This is a genomic window from Gardnerella sp. c11Ua_71 (assembly GCF_055818025.1).
In genome coordinates this window covers 63,935-81,139 of the sequence record NZ_JARFVR010000006.1, presented here as the reverse complement: position 1 = coordinate 81,139, position 17,205 = coordinate 63,935, and the positions used below count along the sequence as shown (strand labels likewise).

Annotated in this window: 14 protein-coding genes; 5 read left to right on the top strand and 9 right to left on the bottom strand. The window is 41.6% G+C overall.

Going from position 1 to position 17,205, the window contains the following annotated elements:
* Positions 1-11: 11 nt before the first annotated feature.
* The 5 genes from P0106_RS06140 to P0106_RS06120 form a co-directional block, all read right to left on the bottom strand.
* Positions 12-1,313 (bottom strand): hemolysin family protein, encoded by a 1,302-nt coding sequence (locus P0106_RS06140; RefSeq protein ID WP_004113973.1) that lies wholly within the window; start codon positions 1,311-1,313, stop codon positions 12-14.
* Between the two features lie 69 nt (positions 1,314-1,382).
* Entirely contained in the window at positions 1,383-2,213 is an 831-nt protein-coding gene (locus tag P0106_RS06135) for a TIGR03943 family putative permease subunit (RefSeq protein WP_014554254.1), read from the bottom strand.
* Complete coding sequence (locus P0106_RS06130) at positions 2,210-3,313, bottom strand: permease (protein ID WP_473730560.1); 1,104 nt, start codon at positions 3,311-3,313, stop codon at positions 2,210-2,212. Before P0106_RS06130 ends, P0106_RS06135 begins: the two co-directional genes overlap by 4 nt.
* Positions 3,307-3,966, bottom strand: a complete 660-nt coding sequence (locus tag P0106_RS06125; RefSeq protein ID WP_473730559.1) for a carbonic anhydrase — start codon at positions 3,964-3,966, stop codon at positions 3,307-3,309. The genes P0106_RS06130 and P0106_RS06125 overlap by 7 nt, the downstream gene beginning before the upstream one ends.
* 187 nt (positions 3,967-4,153) lie before the next feature.
* Positions 4,154-6,910 carry a phosphoenolpyruvate carboxylase gene (locus P0106_RS06120; protein ID WP_004113978.1) on the bottom strand — a complete coding sequence of 919 codons (2,757 nt, stop codon included), beginning with the start codon at positions 6,908-6,910 and terminating at the stop codon, positions 4,154-4,156.
* A gap of 193 nt (positions 6,911-7,103) precedes the next feature.
* On the opposite strand from P0106_RS06120, the gene P0106_RS06115 reads away from it, so the two are divergent.
* Positions 7,104-8,876 carry a threonine/serine exporter family protein gene (locus tag P0106_RS06115; protein ID WP_285070302.1) on the top strand — a complete coding sequence of 591 codons (1,773 nt, stop codon included), beginning with the start codon at positions 7,104-7,106 and terminating at the stop codon, positions 8,874-8,876.
* 134 nt (positions 8,877-9,010) lie between these two features.
* Here P0106_RS06115 and trpS read toward each other — a convergent pair whose 3' ends face one another.
* The gene (gene trpS, locus P0106_RS06110; protein WP_101891685.1) at positions 9,011-10,102 is read right to left on the bottom strand and encodes a tryptophan--tRNA ligase; all 1,092 of its coding nucleotides are present in this window, start codon (positions 10,100-10,102) and stop codon (positions 9,011-9,013) included.
* A gap of 156 nt (positions 10,103-10,258) precedes the next feature.
* On the opposite strand from trpS, the gene P0106_RS06105 reads away from it, so the two are divergent.
* On the top strand, positions 10,259-10,666 hold the full coding sequence (locus tag P0106_RS06105) for a DUF3073 domain-containing protein (protein ID WP_004113981.1): 408 nt from the start codon (positions 10,259-10,261) through the stop codon (positions 10,664-10,666).
* A gap of 48 nt (positions 10,667-10,714) precedes the next feature.
* Here the strand turns inward: P0106_RS06105 and P0106_RS06100 are convergent, their stop codons facing one another.
* Positions 10,715-11,164, bottom strand: coding sequence for a sterol carrier family protein (locus P0106_RS06100; RefSeq protein WP_004116474.1), 450 nt, complete (start codon positions 11,162-11,164; stop codon positions 10,715-10,717).
* Positions 11,165-11,429: 265 nt separating this feature from the next.
* On the opposite strand from P0106_RS06100, the gene P0106_RS06095 reads away from it, so the two are divergent.
* Positions 11,430-13,913, top strand: a complete 2,484-nt coding sequence (locus P0106_RS06095; protein WP_116437977.1) for a glycogen/starch/alpha-glucan phosphorylase — start codon at positions 11,430-11,432, stop codon at positions 13,911-13,913.
* Between the two features lie 200 nt (positions 13,914-14,113).
* Here P0106_RS06095 and P0106_RS06090 read toward each other — a convergent pair whose 3' ends face one another.
* A complete protein-coding gene (locus tag P0106_RS06090) occupies positions 14,114-14,326 on the bottom strand; it encodes a hypothetical protein (protein ID WP_004113993.1) in 213 nt (70 codons plus the stop codon).
* A gap of 170 nt (positions 14,327-14,496) precedes the next feature.
* On the opposite strand from P0106_RS06090, the gene P0106_RS06085 reads away from it, so the two are divergent.
* Positions 14,497-15,198 (top strand): rhomboid family intramembrane serine protease, encoded by a 702-nt coding sequence (locus P0106_RS06085; RefSeq protein WP_004116470.1) that lies wholly within the window; start codon positions 14,497-14,499, stop codon positions 15,196-15,198.
* Positions 15,199-15,411: 213 nt separating this feature from the next.
* Positions 15,412-16,719, top strand: coding sequence for a THUMP-like domain-containing protein (locus P0106_RS06080; protein ID WP_004116468.1), 1,308 nt, complete (start codon positions 15,412-15,414; stop codon positions 16,717-16,719).
* A 63-nt stretch (positions 16,720-16,782) separates the two neighbouring features.
* Here the strand turns inward: P0106_RS06080 and crgA are convergent, their stop codons facing one another.
* Complete coding sequence (crgA, locus tag P0106_RS06075; protein WP_004113997.1) at positions 16,783-17,184, bottom strand: cell division protein CrgA; 402 nt, start codon at positions 17,182-17,184, stop codon at positions 16,783-16,785.
* Between the last annotated feature and the right edge of the window lie 21 nt (positions 17,185-17,205).

Below are 17,205 nucleotides of genomic sequence, written 5' to 3'. Positions count from 1 at the left end.
TATTCAAATCTTTAATTTACTTCGGTTTTTCTGACTTCAATCGTAGCTATTCTACGCCCATCAACCTCCGTAACTGTCATATCGTAGCCATCCGCATCGTGCAAAATAGCTCCAACCTTGCCCATTGAGCCAGTGTGAGCAAGGAAATAGCCTGCAACAGTTTCATAAGGTCCATCCTCTAGCTCAATTCCAGTCACATCTGCGAAATCTTCTATAGTCATTCCACCGTCAACTGTAGCAACCCCGTTTACAAACACAGTAGCTTTACTATCACGCTTCAAATCCGACTCGTCTGGCAAATCATATTCATCTCTAATATCTCCAACCAATTCCTCGGTCATGTCTTCAAGAGTCACGATGCCATCCGTTCCGCCATACTCGTCAATAACAACAGCAAGATGTATTCCGCGTTTTCTAAGCAGCTCCAAGCTTGGAAGCAATTTAGACGTTCCAGGAAGACTTATTCCTTCTCGAGTTACATCTGCAACTGTTTTAGCATTAGGATCTCTAACATCTAACAAATCGCGTACATGCACAAATCCAATAACATCGTCAAAATCTTTGCCTGTTACAGGATATCTAGAATATGGCAATTCTCTAATTTTTGCAGCAGCTTCTTCAAGACTTAAAGATCCGTCCAAAAACTCAACGTCTGCACGAGGACGCATAACTTCGGCAACAATCGTTTCAGAAGCATCAAAAACATCGTCTAAAATTGTTCGCTCATCTTGGCTAAGCTTTTTATTCGAGTTAACTAAAACACGTAGCTCTTCGTCGGAAACTTCACTTTCCTTTTCGTTTGGATCGAATCCAAGAAGTCTCACAAAACCGTTGGTGTTCTTAGCAATCAACCATATTAACGGCTTGCATATTTTGGAGAATATATCTACTGCTGGAACAACTGCTCGAGCGATTTGCTCAGAGCGCTGCATTGCTATTCTCTTTGGCACAAGTTCAGAAATTACTATTGAAAAATACGATATTATAAGCGTTAAAACAATAGTCGTTAATGGTCCAGCAACATGATCTGGAACTCCCCAAGACTTTACAATTGGCACAATATGAGGCGCGATTGCAGATTCACCAAAGGACGCCGAAAGAAATCCCGAAAGCGTAACTCCGATTTGAAGAGTGGAAAGAAAAGTGTTTGGATCTCGAGCTATTTTTGCAACTCTTTTCCCACGAGCATCCTGCGTTTCCATGCGGTCTAATTGCGACGATCGCAAATTAACAAGCGCAAGTTCGGTTGCTGCAAATATGGAACCAAACAAAAGGAACACAACAATGAGTGCAATGTTAAAACCCAACGACATACTTGCTATCTTAGTTGAATTTAACATATATAAAAAGCTTTGTGCTTAATATCGAAATAATATACACAATCAGGTTCTATAAAAATAACCAGATGGGGCTTTACTTATCTCTTTAATAGACTCAACTTTAAGAACCACACCTTTGTGTGAATATCCACTAACACCAATATTCCCTAATGAAATATTAGCTTTTACAATCACCCATTGGTGATTTTTAAATCGTAAGTTTTTAGAAAAATCTGCAACAAACCCAAATGGAGACATATCTAGAATGCAGCAAGACATGAATTGTCTAGATATGCGAACCTGATTTTTAGAAAGCGTGTTTTCTCGACTTATAAAACCTTTTACCACAATTTCATATCCCTGATATTTCTCTAAATTATGGTCAATTTCGTCATACCAATTTCCAAAATCATCGTCTGAAATAATAATTTTTTTATTAGCTACATCTAATCCGCTTAAAGTTTTTTTATTATTTTTACGATTAGACGCGATTGCTATTGCGCGCCCAGAAGCGTACTCGTCAAAACCTGCAGACTTTGTAAAACCTTGATCTAATGCTGATTTTGACATTTGAAGTGGAATTAAAATCACGAGCATTGGAATTATTAGGGAAACAAGAATGCGTTTAGAATCTTTTGCAAAAACTGGAATAATACCAAAAAGCGAGCAAATCCCCAAAACAAAAAGCAAAATCGCAGCAAAAATAAGGTATACGAATGCGCGCGGAGTGGTAAGGATTGTGTAGCATCCGCTTAATGCGCTCCACATTAGTGTGGCTGAAAAGCAAATCAAACACAACGATTGCGAAATCTGAGCAAAAGTAATTTTATGCTTAGTTTGCTTGCAATCTGCATTATTACAATCAACATTGCATACAACATTTACATTACTCATAGCATCACACCCCATGCAAGGTGAACAAGAAGCGCTGCGAGTAAGCAAATAACAGCAATAGTTGCTGTTAGACGTATCACAAATTTCCCTTTAAAATCTTCAATAAGCATAAGAGTGTTTTTAATATCTAACATTGGCCCAAAAAGTAGAAAAACAATTACTGAACTCATTGGAAGAGAAGCAGCCAAAGAGCGCGCAATTACTGCATCAGAGCTTGAACATAAGGAGCTTGCGTATGCTATTAGCATCATTGCTGGAATCGCCACAAAAACTGTTGTTGTGTTTATTTTTGACGCAGGATCTGATCCAAGCCAAACGCGAATAATCGAAGCTACAGTTGTTCCAAACAATATTATTGGCATTAATCGCATAAAATCCGCATAGACGTGATGAGCATAAACTTTTAAATGATCTTTAAAACTTATTAAAAGTCCATCATTATTGTCAGAATCACATGAATCACATGTTGAGCCACATGATTTTGTAAAAAATTTTTCCCTTAAAACTTGTGATTTTACAGGAAAAATCACAAAACTAACTCCCACTAAAAGAGCCACACCAACACCCAAAGCCACTCGAGTCACAGCAACTGCTGGAACATCCGCAAACGCGTACCAAGTAGCCCAAATAGAAACAGGATTTACCACCGGCACAGCGCACAAAAACGTTACAGCACAAGGCAATGGCAGCTTTCTCGCCACAAGACGAGAAAACGTTGGAACAACAACACAATCACATACTGGCACACAGACTCCAGCAAGAATTGCAGCTAAAAACCCATTTGCAATAGATTTTGGAGCGTGTTTTTCAATAAAATCTGCCGTAATCCACGTTTCTACAGCAGCAGAAACAAGCACGCCAATTAGCGTAAAAGGAACAGCTTGTAAAAGCAGCCCAGCAACACCTCTAATAATAGTGTTTACAGGCATCCAAGGGTAGCGCAATTGCAACGCAGGGACCATGGCAATAATAAGAGCTGCAAAAGGCACTCCTTCAATCAAAAAAAGATAGTTTGCAGAATTTGCTTGTTTTGCTTTACTTGCTTTACTTGCTTTTTCTACTTGGCTCGTTGTTTTTGCTTCGGTTTCTGTTTTTAGCATGACAACACTTCCACCAAGCCGTCACTCATTCGATACCTTGCTCCAACAAGCATCAAAGCGTCTTTGAAAACAGCTTCGCGAATTATTTGTGATTTTTCGCAAATTTCAGACAAAATATTAGACACGTGAATACGTTCAACATCATCTGTATCTAAATTTTCCTCAACACCTGCGAGCGCAGCAGACCCTAAAGAACGCAGCAATATTGACTCACTCGACTCAATTATTTCGCTTGTTTTATCTTCGCCGTATTCAGAAACCAGCTTTTGCACGTTCAGCAAAACAGCCTTTACGGCGCCGCAATGCTCATGCCCAAGCACAACCAACACTTTTACTCCCAAATCACTTACAGCGTATTCTAGCGAAGCTATTACGGCATCATCCAACACTTCTCCAGCTGTGCGAACAGAAAAAATATCGCCCAAACCGGCATCGAATATAAATTCTGGAGCAACTCGCGAATCTGCGCACGAAAGCACAACAGCTCCAGGATGCTGACCGTCAATAAGTTTCATGCGCGATTCTGAATTTACGCCTGCATGCGCTGAATTGCCGTCTGCAAATTTGCGATTCCCCGCAAGCATTGCGCTTAATACCGATGTAGCTAAAACTGAATCTTCATTAGCAAAATCTTCGCTGACTTCTTCTTGCATTATTATCTCCTACACTGGCATTGGCAATATTTTCAGTTGCTTAAAGTTTAAAATTTTTGACTTAGAATATATTGTATCTTCCGTAGTAAATAAGAATTTTGTTTAAGAATATAAGCCTATTATCAAAAAACTCCCGTATTGCAATTCGCAAATACGAGAGCCTTCTTGATTCAGTAATTTATTAAAATCATCCAGTGTTTTGCAAGCCTGCAGCAACACCGGAAACAGTGCAGAGAATCAGGTAGATGAACTCTGCCTGCTGGCTTTCGCTCAATTCTTCCTTATCCACCTTATTGCGAAGCTTATGCAAAGCAAGTGACTGAATTACAGAAAGCGCGTCCACGTAAGGCGAGCGCACGCGAATCGCCTGGCCAAGCACATGGCGATGTTGCAACGGCCATTTATCTCCAACAATTTGCAAAACCCACTTGCGAGTAAGTTGCATTTCCGAAAGCACTTTATCGCTTAAATCTTCTCGATCTCCAAGGCTTAGATACATGCGAGCAATTCGCTCGTCTGTTTTAGCCAAAGACATCTCAATGTTGTCAATAAAAGTACTAAACAGCGGCCATTCTTCGTAAGCTCTGCGCAAAGTTTCCAAGTCGCCAAACTTTTCGCAAGCTGTACCCAAGCCGTACCACGCTGCCAAGTTGATTCGAGCTTGCGCCCAAGAGAACACCCATGGAATTGTGCGCAAATCGTCCAAAGACTTTGCACCAAGACCGCGCTTTGCAGGGCGAGATCCGATTGGGAGCAAACCAATCTCACTAAGCGGAGTAACGGTTGAGAACCAAGGCGTAAAGTCATCTGTTTGAAGCAAATCAATAAAACGATTATGCGCTGCAACATCAAGCTTTTGAGCCATATCAGCATACTTGTGCGTCATTTCCGTGTTGGTTTTCTCAACGCTTGGAGCAGATTGAAGCAAAGTTGCTGCAGCTACTGATTCCAAGTGACGAATGGCAAGAATTGGGTTTCCGTAGCGGGCGAAAATAACCTCACCTTGTTCAGTAAGCTTAAATCGGCAATTTACTGAACCAACTGGTTGAGCAAGAACAGCACGGTTTGCAGGACCACCGCCTCGTCCAACAGCTCCTCCTCTACCGTGGAACAGTGTCAAATCAATGTCATGATCTTTAGCCCACTGTGCAATACGTTCTTGAGCAGAATGTAATGCAAGTGTTGCAGAAGTAGGACCTGCGTCTTTGGAAGAATCGGAGTAGCCGAGCATAACTTCCATCTTGCGACCAGTAGCCTTCAGTCTAGCCTGAACTTCTGGAATCTTAATGATTTCCTCAAGAACATTAACCGAGTTCTGCAAATCTTCTAGCTGCTCAAAAAGTGGTATTACGTCAATTGTTGGAGCATCCTGTGGATGCGCGAACGCAAGGCGATTAAGCTCAAATACATCGCGAACATGCTGAGCAGACTTTGCGAAGGAAATAATGTAACGGCGAGCCGCTCGCATTCCATTTCTCTTTTGAATTGCTCCAAGCGCGCGGAATGTGTCTAGAACTTCGCGAGTCATTGGCTGAAGAGGTCCACGCTCTCCATGCAAACCGTGTTCGCGAATATCTTCCAATGCGCGCGAATGCACGAGCGAATGCTGACGGAATTCCATCTCCACCATGTGGAATCCAAAGGTTTGCGCCTGCCAGATCAAATCCTGCAATGGTCCATATGCTGCTCGAGCATCTCCAGCCTCAGCAAGCGAACGTTGCACTATCCGCAAATCTTCAATGAACTCTTCGCAAGAATGATACATCAAGTCTGTATTGCGGCTAATCGTGTGGTGTAGTCGGTCTGCCATCACAAGCATAACGGCTCTATGCGGCTCGCTATTAGATACGTCGGACGCGTTTTCAGTGAGCTGCTCGCTCATTTCCCTCTGGCGGTTCCAAAGTTCCAGCAGCTCAACGCTTGGAGGCGTTGTGCGTGTTTCCATAGTCAGGCATTTGCCAACTTCGCGCGTGCGTTCTTCCAGCGCTTTCAAAACGTGGTTGCTAAACTTGCTCGCAACCTGCCTACTTACCTTTGCTGTAACGTTTGGATTTCCGTCTCTATCGGATCCAATCCAGCTTCCTGGGTGGAAGAATGCTGGGCAGCGCGGTGGCACTAATCCAGCTTTTTTGCCCAAAAGCCAATCGTCAAATCTGCGATAAACCAACGGAATTGTGTTGAATAATGTTGCGTCGAATATATCGAGTATTGTGTCTGCTTCTTCAACTGGTGTTGGTTTTTTAAGAGCAATAGGCGATGTGCGGAGCAATGCGTCTATCTCGTTATATAGACGCCTGTAGTTTTCGCGCTTGTCTGATCCTCCTAGCCTATTGTGTTTGCTTAGAAGCTTTGATATTCTGCGGATTTTACCAGCTACAGCTTTTCGTCTTGCTTCGGTTGGATGCGCTGTGAAAACTGGATGGAATTCAAGCTTATTTAGCAGTTCCTTAGCTTGCGCAGGGCTCATTTCCGTGAGCAACTTGTGGTATGCGCATGTTAGCTCGTTAACTGGGTCTACGGGATTAGATTCTTCTACTTCGCATTCGCGTTGGTGCAGCACGGAGACCCTGTAGTTTTCTTCACAAAGGTTTGCTAAGTGGAAGTATGTAGCAAACGCACGCGCAAGAAGCTGCATATCTGGCAAATCCATGCCGTTGATTTTTTCTACAGCTTTGTTTAGTCCGTCGTCTTCTGTTCCTTGTGCATCAACCATTTGTGCGAAGTGTGCTGCGCTTGCGTCTACTGCGTTTAATCGCACTTCGTCGAATACTGTTAATAGTTTTTCATCAAATTCGCCTAATACATCGCGCAGAATATGTAAGCATAAATCCATGTCTTGCTTAAGCGATGCTGGCAGTTCGCGCTCTTCAGGTCCTTTTCGTCCTAGTCCAGACGTAACTATTGTTGCGTCTGCTGGAGTCACCTGTTGATTTTGAGTTGTCATCAGACCTCCTTGTGCTAGTCATAAGGTTGCTTGGTCATTTGACTTCCGCGGCTCCTCCGCGGTTATTTAGGTCAAAAGTTGCAAGCCCACAGCCTTTGTTCCCAGCGAGATTCCAAAATAATTGTGAACCGACCTTAGGACTGATTTTTTCTATAAATTTCTTATAGGCTACGCGCTGCGTATACTAAAAATTGTGAGCATAGAAGAGAATAACGCTGATAGTAATTCAAACAGTAATATAGGCAATACTCCACAAATACTTCCGACTGGTCATATAGTAGGAAAACCTTCTGGAAGATTCCAAACGCACGCGATTCCGCTAGATATGGAAGATGTTGAGCGCGATTGGGATAAACCAGTTACGGAAGCTGGGATTGCCGCAAAATCCAGTATTATTATTCGCGTTGGTGCTCTTGGCTTAGGCGCTGGTACTGGAAGCTACCGAGTCCGTGAGCTTATGCATAGGATTGGCGAACCTATGGGTGTTAATGTGCGCGCAGATGTTAATTTAACAGACATTGAGGCTACTTGCACAGATAAGCATGAGCGCATTACCGAAGTTGTTGACCTTCCTACTACGGGCGTAAATACGGAAAGAATCTGGTTGCTCGAACATTTTGCAGATTGGTTTAACGTTAAACTTGGAAATGATTCCTTATATCATTCAAAGGCAGCTGTTTCCAAGGAGTTGGTGGACACTCTTCAAGCTAGCAGCAATGAGAATGCGATTGTTCAAACAGCTAAGCAGTCGGAGGAGCACGCTGCAAAAGTCGAAGAAAAAATGGCAATTCAAGAGGCGATTCGCAAAGAAAAACCTCGCGGGATTTTTGCGCTTCAACCAGAAAGAACGTATGCTGAGCATTTTTCTCACGTTCAAAATGTCAAAAATGTTCAAAATTCTCAAAATAATTTGAATTTAGATCTTAAAAACAATTCCGCCGCTTTATCTAATCAAAATCCCGCTTGCGATTCTTCCGCGCCGCTTACTGTTCGTCAAGTTCACGACCGTCTCGATTTAATTAAAAATCGTAAGCCTCTTTATAAGCCTTGGTTTGCAGGTCTTGCGTCTGCTGTGGCGTGCGCGTCCTTCGCATTTTTGCTCGGCGGCGGCGCTTACGATATGCTTGGTGCTTTTATTGGAGCTGGCATTGGTCATTATGTTAGAAGACGCATGTTTATGCATCATCTAAACCAATTTGTTGTAACGTTTATTGCTGTTGCTGTTGGCGCTTTGAGTTGCATTGCTTCTCTTCGACTTGTTGGATGTTTTGATCCTGCTGCTTTGCATCATAATACAGCTTATATTGGCTCTGTTTTGTTTGTAATTCCAGGTTTTCCTCTTATTACAGGCGGCTTAGATATTGCTAAGATTGATTTTCCTTCTGGCATTCAGCGACTTTGCTACACAATGGCGATTATTCTAATGGGTACTCTTGCTGGCTGGATGGTTGCAAGCCTTGTTCAACTTAATCCCCAAGGCTTTACTCCACTGGGCTTAAATCCTTGGCTTAATGCTGTTCTTAGAATGATTACAGCGTTTGCAGGCGTGTGGGGATTCTCCGTTCTGTTTAATTCTCCTCAAAGAATGTGTTTCGTTGCTGGAATAATCGGCGCGATTACCGATACTTTGCGCTTAACTATGGCTGATTTTGGTATTGCTGCAGAAATCGCAGCATTTACTGGCGCTTTGCTTGCTGGTCTTTTGGCTTCCGCTTGGCGATCTGTAGTTCATAGAGGTTGGGCGCCTCAATATTTGGGCTATCCGCGTATTGGTCTTACTGTTCCATCTATTGTGATTATGGTTCCTGGACTTTATATGTATCGTGCAATGTTTTATCTTGGACAGTTTAATACTCTTCCTGCTTTAGATTGGACTTTCCGCGCTTTTATGGTGATTATTTGCTTGCCATTAGGACTTGCTGTTGCGCGAGTTATAACAGATAAAAGCTGGCGATACGACATTTAGTTATATCGAAAATAAAAAGATAAAACGAATAGTATAAACCTAAACAAAAACGCCCAGCGACTACTGGGCGTTTTATTTGTATGCAATCAAGCAAGAATTAATCAGATTTAATTATTGCTAATCAACATTGTTAATCAATACTTCATGTTCATTGCTTCTCGCACTTGATCAAGTGTTTCTTGCGCAATCGCAGCAGCTCTTGCATTTCCATCGTGCAAAATATCTCTCACAGCGTCCATATCTTTTGCCAATTCCGCACGACGCTCGCGGTGTGGAGCAAGGAAGTTGTTTACAGATTCAATAACATACGCTTTTAGTGCTCCTGCACCTGCGTCACCAATTTCTTGCGCAATATCTTTTGGATCTCTGCCAGTAACCAATCCAGCGGTAGTTAAAAGAGCAGAAACCTGTGGGCGAGCCACTGGGTCGAATGTAATTGTGCGCTCAGAATCAGTTGGGCTTTTCTTAATCAGCTTCGCTGTTTCTTCTGCAGTTGCGCCCAGCATAATCGAGTTTCCGTAAGACTTACTCATTTTGCGTCCGTCTAATCCTGGGATTTCTGGCGTATCCGAAAGAATCGCAGCTGGCTCTGGGAAAACAGGATTCTTCTTTGCATAACGCTCGTTAAATCTGCGAGCAATCGTACGCGTAATCTCAATGTGTGGCAAATTATCTTTTCCAATTGGCACAACATTTGCTTTGCAGAACAAAATATCGCAAGCTTGATGCACTGGGTACGTAAGCAAAAGTCCTGTTAAAGCATGACCCGAAGCCTCCATTTCTGCTTTAACAGTAGGATTTCTATGCAATTCGGCTTCTGTAACTAAAGACAAAAATGGCAGCATAAGCTGATTTTCTGCAGGAACAGCGGAGTGTGTAAAAATCATTGTTTTCTTAGGATCAATTCCAGCAGCCATATAATCAAGAACAAGATTTAGTACATTATCTTCTACGTGTTCAACAGTGTCTCTATCTGTAATCACCTGATAGTCTGCAATAATCACGTTTGTGTTTACGCCAAGATTTTGCATTGCGACACGCTCACGTATCGAACCGAAGTAGTGTCCTAAATGAAGTCTTCCTGTTGGTCTATCTCCTGTGAGCATAGTAAAGGAGCTAGGATTTGCTTTTAGCTTCTCAAGCGTTGCGTCTGAACGTTTTTGAGCTGCTACAAAGCTTGCACTTATTTCATTTCCAGCAGCCGTAACTTGTGCTTCTTCTGACATTTCTAACTCCTTACGCACGCGATTTTTCTTGCGATTTTTAAGCCTAAAAATATGGCTTTTATCGTAAAAGTCCACTCAGACAATATACTCGGTTGCGGCACAGTGGTACGCTCTTGTGTGATGAATTGATTGTTTCGGTAAATTAGAGGGGGTCAGATGGGCCGCGGACGACAGAAGGCAAAGCAACAGAAAATTGCCCGTAAGCTCAAATACCTGACGACCGATACGGATTATGACGAGCTTGCTAAGGAGCTTAATACTCACGAGCCTGGTCAGGGATCCTTCGATCCGTTTGAATCTGATAATTATGATGAATCTAAAGATTATCTTGATAAGGAAGAAGATTCGTCTGATTTTGCTGATGATAGCGATTCTAAAGACGCTAATGAAGAGCAAGACTCGTGCGATTCTGTTCCTTGCAACGATGACGATTTAGACGATTACGCTAAGTGGGCTGCTGAAGCAGCTGCGTCTGCAGCTAATAAAGATAAATCGTCCGGCAATTCTGGCACGGTCCACCACCATATTCCTATGCCTATGCCGAATTTTATGCATAAGAAGTAATTTAAAAATAATAAACAAGTAATTGTTGAATTAAATTGTTGAATTAAATTATTCTCGTGCAAGAGATTTTGTGAGTTCGGGCAGCAGATTGCTTAGGTTATCTCGCTCTCCAATTGCACTTATATTGCCAATTTGCTGCTCGTAATTCCATTTTGTTATTCCACAGGAAAGCCGCAACCAAACATCTGGGTCTAGTTCTATAACATCAGGCGGCGTTAGATTGTGTGGATCTGATTGTGGACCTTCTAGGATTTTTATAGCTCCCCAGGGCGCTACTCTTACCTCTACAGCAAATCCAGGCGCTATTGATTCCAAAACATAAAGAGAATACCTAACAGCCATTGCTTCATCATCTCTACTAACTTCAAGAATTTTGCTGTTAATACATGTGAAATTTTCCTTATCTTGCAAAGATTTCACATACGCCTTCGCCTTATTTTCCCATAATTTAAATGATTCTTTAGCGCGATTTATATCTTTTTCTCTTATAACTGTCATATTTGAATTATCTCATGAATTACATGACTATTGTTTGTGATTTTGGTAGCGTTTTATCAAAGTCTGATAAAAGTTTAATAAAAGTCATATTGTGAATAATTCTTAATAAGTGTTTGGGGTTGTGATATCATCAACAATGAAAACGTGTGCATTGCCGCGTACCGTCTTGTTAAGTGCAATTTGGCGCGGCTACAACCAACATAATCAAGGGTTGCTATTCGCACATTTTAGGTAAATATATTATTCACGGCACAAGGAGTCAAATATGACTAAACACGTCGCGCCGAAAGCCAAGACAACTGCGGCGACATTTGCCAAAGAACTTCAAGAACATCTGAAGTACACTCAAGGTGTCACGCCAGAACAGGCCACTACGGCTGATGTGTATGTTGCCGCTGCTACCGCGGTCCGTCGCCACTTGATGGACTCTTGGATGCAGACCCAGCATGACATGATTAACGGCAACACCAAGGCTGTGGGCTATTTGAGCGCAGAGTTCTTGATGGGCAAGCAGCTTGAGAACGCTTTGCTTAACGCTGGTCTTACTGACCAGTTCAACAAGGCTGTAACTAAGCTTGGTTTCGATCCAAAAGCTGTTATCGATGCTGAGTATGAGCCAGGTTTAGGTAACGGCGGTTTGGGTCGTCTCGCAGCCTGCTTCATCGATTCGCTCGCCTCTATCGGCGTGCCAGCATTTGGCTACGGCATCCAGTATCGTTACGGAATTTTTAAGCAGCGCTTCGACGAAGATGGTAAGCAGGTAGAAACCCCTGATTACTGGCTTAGCAACGAAGAGCCATGGGGTCATATCGATTACGGTCGAGATCAGCGCGTTAACTTCGGCGGCGAAGTTGTTGAAGAAAACGGTAAGCGCGTTTGGAAACCAGCTTGGTCTGTTCGCGCAGTTCCAGTTGATTACATGGTTCCAGGCTACAACTCTGGTCGCGTAAACACTCTTCGCTTGTGGACTGCAAAGTCTTACGACGAATTTGATTTGCTCACCTTCAACAAGTCTGAGTACTTGGATGCTGTTAAGCCACAGGTTGCAGCAGAAAACATTTCTAAGATTCTTTACCCAGAAGATTCCACTCCAGAAGGCAAGGCTTTGCGTCTTGAGCAGCAGTACTTCTTCGTAGCTGCTTCTATTCATGATGCTATCCGCGTATTCTATCCAGGTCAGGATAAGCCGGATCTCACCACCTTCCCAAGCAAGATCAACTTCCAGTTGAACGATACTCACCCAGTTATCGGTATTCCAGAGCTTATGCGCGTTCTTATGGACGAGTACGGCTACGATTGGAACACCGCTTGGGGCATTACCACCAAGACCTTCAACTACACTTGCCACACGCTTCTTCCAGAAGCTTTGGAAGTTTGGTCAGCAAAGCTTATTGGCGAACTTTTGCCACGCCACCTTGAGATTATTCAAGGTATTAGCGAGCAGTTCCGCAATGAGCTTCGCGGTAAAGGCGTTGCTGAGGATCAGGTTGAGCGCATGCGTATCGCTACCGACGCCGACGAAAATGGCGAAGGTGCTGTAGTTCGCATGGCTTACTTGGCTACCTACGGTGGTTCTTATGTTAACGGTGTTGCTGAGCTTCACTCTGAGTTGTTGAAGGATGTCACTTTGAAGGACTTCTCCAACGTTTACCCAGATAAGTTCAAGAACGTTACTAACGGCGTAACTCCTCGTCGCTTCGTGCGCTTGAGCAACCCACGCATGTCTGCCCTTATTACTGAGGGCTTGGGCACCGACGCATGGCAGGGTGATTTGGAGCTTCTTGAAGGTTTGAAGCCATTGGCTGATGATCCAGCATTCGTTAAGAAGTTTGCTGAAGTTAAGAAGCAGAATAAGCTTGCCTTCGTTGATTTTGCAAAGCACAAGTATGGCTTTGAAATCAACCCAGATACTATGTTTAACACCATTGTTAAGCGTTTGCACGAGTACAAGCGCCAGTCCATGAAGATCCTCCAGGTTATCTCCACATACGCTGGAATCAAGAATGGCACAATCGACGTAGACAAGATGCTTCCACGCACCGTGTTCTTCGGCGCTAAGTCCGCTCCAGGCTATGCTATGGCAAAGCTTACGATTCAGCTCATTAACAATGTTGCTCGCGTGGTAAACAACGATCCAGCATGCAAGGGCAAGCTTGCAGTGTTCTTCCCAGAGAACTACAACATTGAACTTGCTATGAACTTGATTCCTGCCACCGATTTGGATGAGCAGATTTCTCAGGCCGGTAAGGAAGCAAGCGGCACTGGTAACATGAAGTTCGCTTTGAACGGTGCTTTGACTGTTGGTACTCTCGACGGTGCAAACGTTGAGATTCGTGAACGCGTTGGCGCTGAGAACTTCTTCCTCTTTGGTATGACTGTTGACGAGGTTGAGAAGCTCTATGCTGAAGGCTACGATCACGGCGACTCCCGCAAGTACTACGAGTCTGATCCTCGATTGAAGACTGCTGTAGACATGGTTGCTGACGGCACATTCTCCAATGGTGACAAGAGCGCGTATGAGCCACTCGTTAATGATTGGCTTACTCACGATTACTTCATGGCAATGGCTGACTTTAGCTCTTACATGGATATTCAAGCTCAAATTGAGGAAACTTACCGCGATCCTATGAAGTGGGCTCGCATGGCAGTTTTGAACGTAGCCAACTCTGGTTACTTCTCTTCTGATCGCTCTATCGAAGATTACCTCGATCGCATTTGGCACACTGGCGCTCTTCCAACTGCTGAATAATTATGTAAAAGCATTTTAAAAATTGCTTTAATAAAAAAGGCTGTGACTAGCGTTTGTTGGTCACAGCCTTTTTTATTTATAAAAATAATTAAAAATAAATATCAAAATAAAAAAAAATAAGGTGTGAAACTATGCACTATAAGTGCAGAACTTCACACCTTATATAGCTAAAAATCTGAGTATAAGAATTTTAATTCTATCTAAGCCTCAACTGGCTTAGCTACTTCAGATTCTTCCTTATCTGTTTTTTCAGCACCTAAATCGATTGGTGAAGAGCTGTTCTCCCATGGCTGCTCCCATGGATCATAATCAGGATTATGCTGCTTGTATACATACAATGCTGCAATACCTGCGAGCAGTGCTCCAAAGAGCAGTGCAAAGAACTTCCAACCGCCAGAGGACCTGTTCTCCATGATGGCTCCTTTCGTCAAGCTGACCTGCTCGTCCAAGTCAACAATTTATATCGAGTTTCACTCGCGTACTCACTATCATAGTGATTTTTTTCAATACTCGCATCTTTTTTATCATATAGATTGGTTACAAATATTTAAACTTTGTGTATGCGATTAGATAATGTTATTTTATGAACAATTTTGATGTAAAAAATATTATTAGGCGTTTTAAGATTAATTGCAAAAGCGCTACATATTCACTCATTTATATTTGTGTGTTTGTTTGGCTTGTTGAAATTATTCTTCATACTTTTTCGCCAAACTTGTATCAAGTACTTATTGAGAATACAGCATTTTCTCCATTTTTGATTAAAAAATCTATTTGGACTTGGTTTACATCTATGTTTGTCCATTCTCCTGGATTTAGCCACATATTTTTCAACATGCTCTGCTTATATTCTCTCGGAATAGAATTAGAGAAATTCTTTGGCAGGTGGAAGTTCTTCTTCCTATATGCCATTTCAGGACTAGGAGGATGCGTTGCAACCCTACTTTACTGCAGAATGACGGGAAACTGGTTCTTGTCGGCTTATGGTGCATCAGGTGCAATTATGGGGCTTATAGGGGCACTTCTTGTAGCTCAATGGAGACTCGGTGAAAATACTCGAGGAACTTTGATATGGATTGCTTTAACTCTAGCTATGCCTATTATTATTCCAAATATTGCTTGGCAGGCTCATGTTGGTGGTCTTATCACTGGAACAATTTTGGCTACTTTGCTTGGAGTTAATAATCCGATTCTTAAAAAAGCATCTTTTAATGAGCGTTTTGCTATATATTCTTTACTGATTCTTATTGTGCTCCTATCTATTTGCATGTTATGTATATGCTAATCAACTTTAAATTACACGTATGTAGTTCTCCACAATTGTGGACACAAAAGTGGATAACTTGGGTATAACATGGGAATATCTGCTCATGTTATCCACAATGTTGTACACAAACGTTGATAACTCAGTCTTTTAAAACCTGTTAACAAGTGCATAAAAGTTATCCACATTTTTTATAAATTGTGATTTTCTCCAATCTTAATAAGAAATAAAATTATGCAATCTAAATTCAATCATCCAAAACATCTAGATCCACAAAGCCAAGAAACACTTGATTTTATTAAGGAAAATCAAGCTGCTAACCCTAAAGATGCTGCTTTAAAAGCATCTAATAATCCCAAAATCAATGTTTTATTTGCCGTTAATCAAATAAGCGGAAAACAGATTGCAAAAACAAAACTGCCTAATTGGTATATGAATAAACAAGTAATATATCCATCTCACATTTCGATGGAACAATGTTCATCGCAAGCAACCGCACAATATAAGGCGCAGATAGTTCATAATCTTATAAAAGATAATAACTTAAACAAGTCTAACACTACACTAATTGATTTAACTGGCGGATTTGGCGTAGATTGCGCAATAATGAGCAAAGAATTCAGTGAATCTATTTGCGCAGAAAAACAAGAAGAATTATCTGCTATTAGCCAGCACAATATGATTGTAATGGGATTAAAAAATGTTCATTGCGTAAATTGCACAAGCTCTGAAGTATTAAATAACGTAAATTCAGCTACCATTATTTACATTGATCCCGCAAGACGCGACCAAAAAGGATCCAGAACATACGCTATAGAAGATTGCACTCCGAATGTTATAAACCTAAAGTCACAGATGCTAGATGCTTCAAAATTTGTGATTATAAAACTATCCCCAATGCTTGATTGGAGAAAAGCTATATGTGATTTTAACGGAAACGTTAGTCAGGTACACATAATTTCTCACAACAATGAATGCAAAGAATTACTTTTAGTATTGGACGCAAATTTACATAACATTATTGAGATTCATTGCGTTAACAATGAAAATATTACTGTTTTTTGCGCAAAATATGATTCGTCTTTACACAAGGTTGAAGAATCTTACGAGATTTCAAATAATGTCACAAATGTTATGGAAAATTGGAGAAATTTAGCTAAATATGTTTATGAGCCAAACGCATCTATTATGAAAGCAGGATGTTTCAATCTCTTAATACAAAAATATGGTGTTTATCAAATCGCAAGCAACAGCCACATTTTTATTTCAGAAAATTGTAACTCTGATTTTCCTGGAAAAATTTGGAAAATAGAAGGAGTCTGCAGCATGAATAAAAAAGAAATCAAGCAAATTATTTCAGACTTAGAGTACGCGAATATAGCCACGTACAATTTTCCAATTAGTGTTAATGATTTGAAGAAAAAACTTAAATTAAAAGATGGTGGTACAACTAGAATTCTGGCTACTACGGATAGTAAAAACCAGCACGTAATTATTAGAGCAAGTCAAGTAACAGATAAACAGATAATATACAATAAATAAATTAATGGCTGCGCACTCATGCACGCAGCCATTAATCAAGATTTAAAAAGTTCTATTAACTTTTTATCTCCAGCACATTGTCATTAAGAATCCAGCCATAACCAAGCATGCTGCAATCAAAAGATTAAATGCTCCAATTCCAGGAATTGGTAGAGAAGGATTCAGGTAGTAAACAACCGCCCAGAACAAACCAACAATCATAAGCGTGCAGAAAAGCGGAACAAACCAACCAGCATTAGCCTTTGTTCCTTTAATTGACTCTTCAACTCTACGAGTATTTTCTTCTTGACGCTTCATCATTCGCTGTATCTGCGGAGACAAAGAATCTTTGTCCGCAGTCGCATTCAGCACAGCTTCAACCTGCTCCATAGGCACGCCATACAAATCTTCTTTAGAAGATTCTTTTGCTTCGCCAGCATCGGCAGATGAAGCAGCATTCAATGTGTTTAATTCTTCGTCAGCCATAACAGTAACTCTCCAATCAAT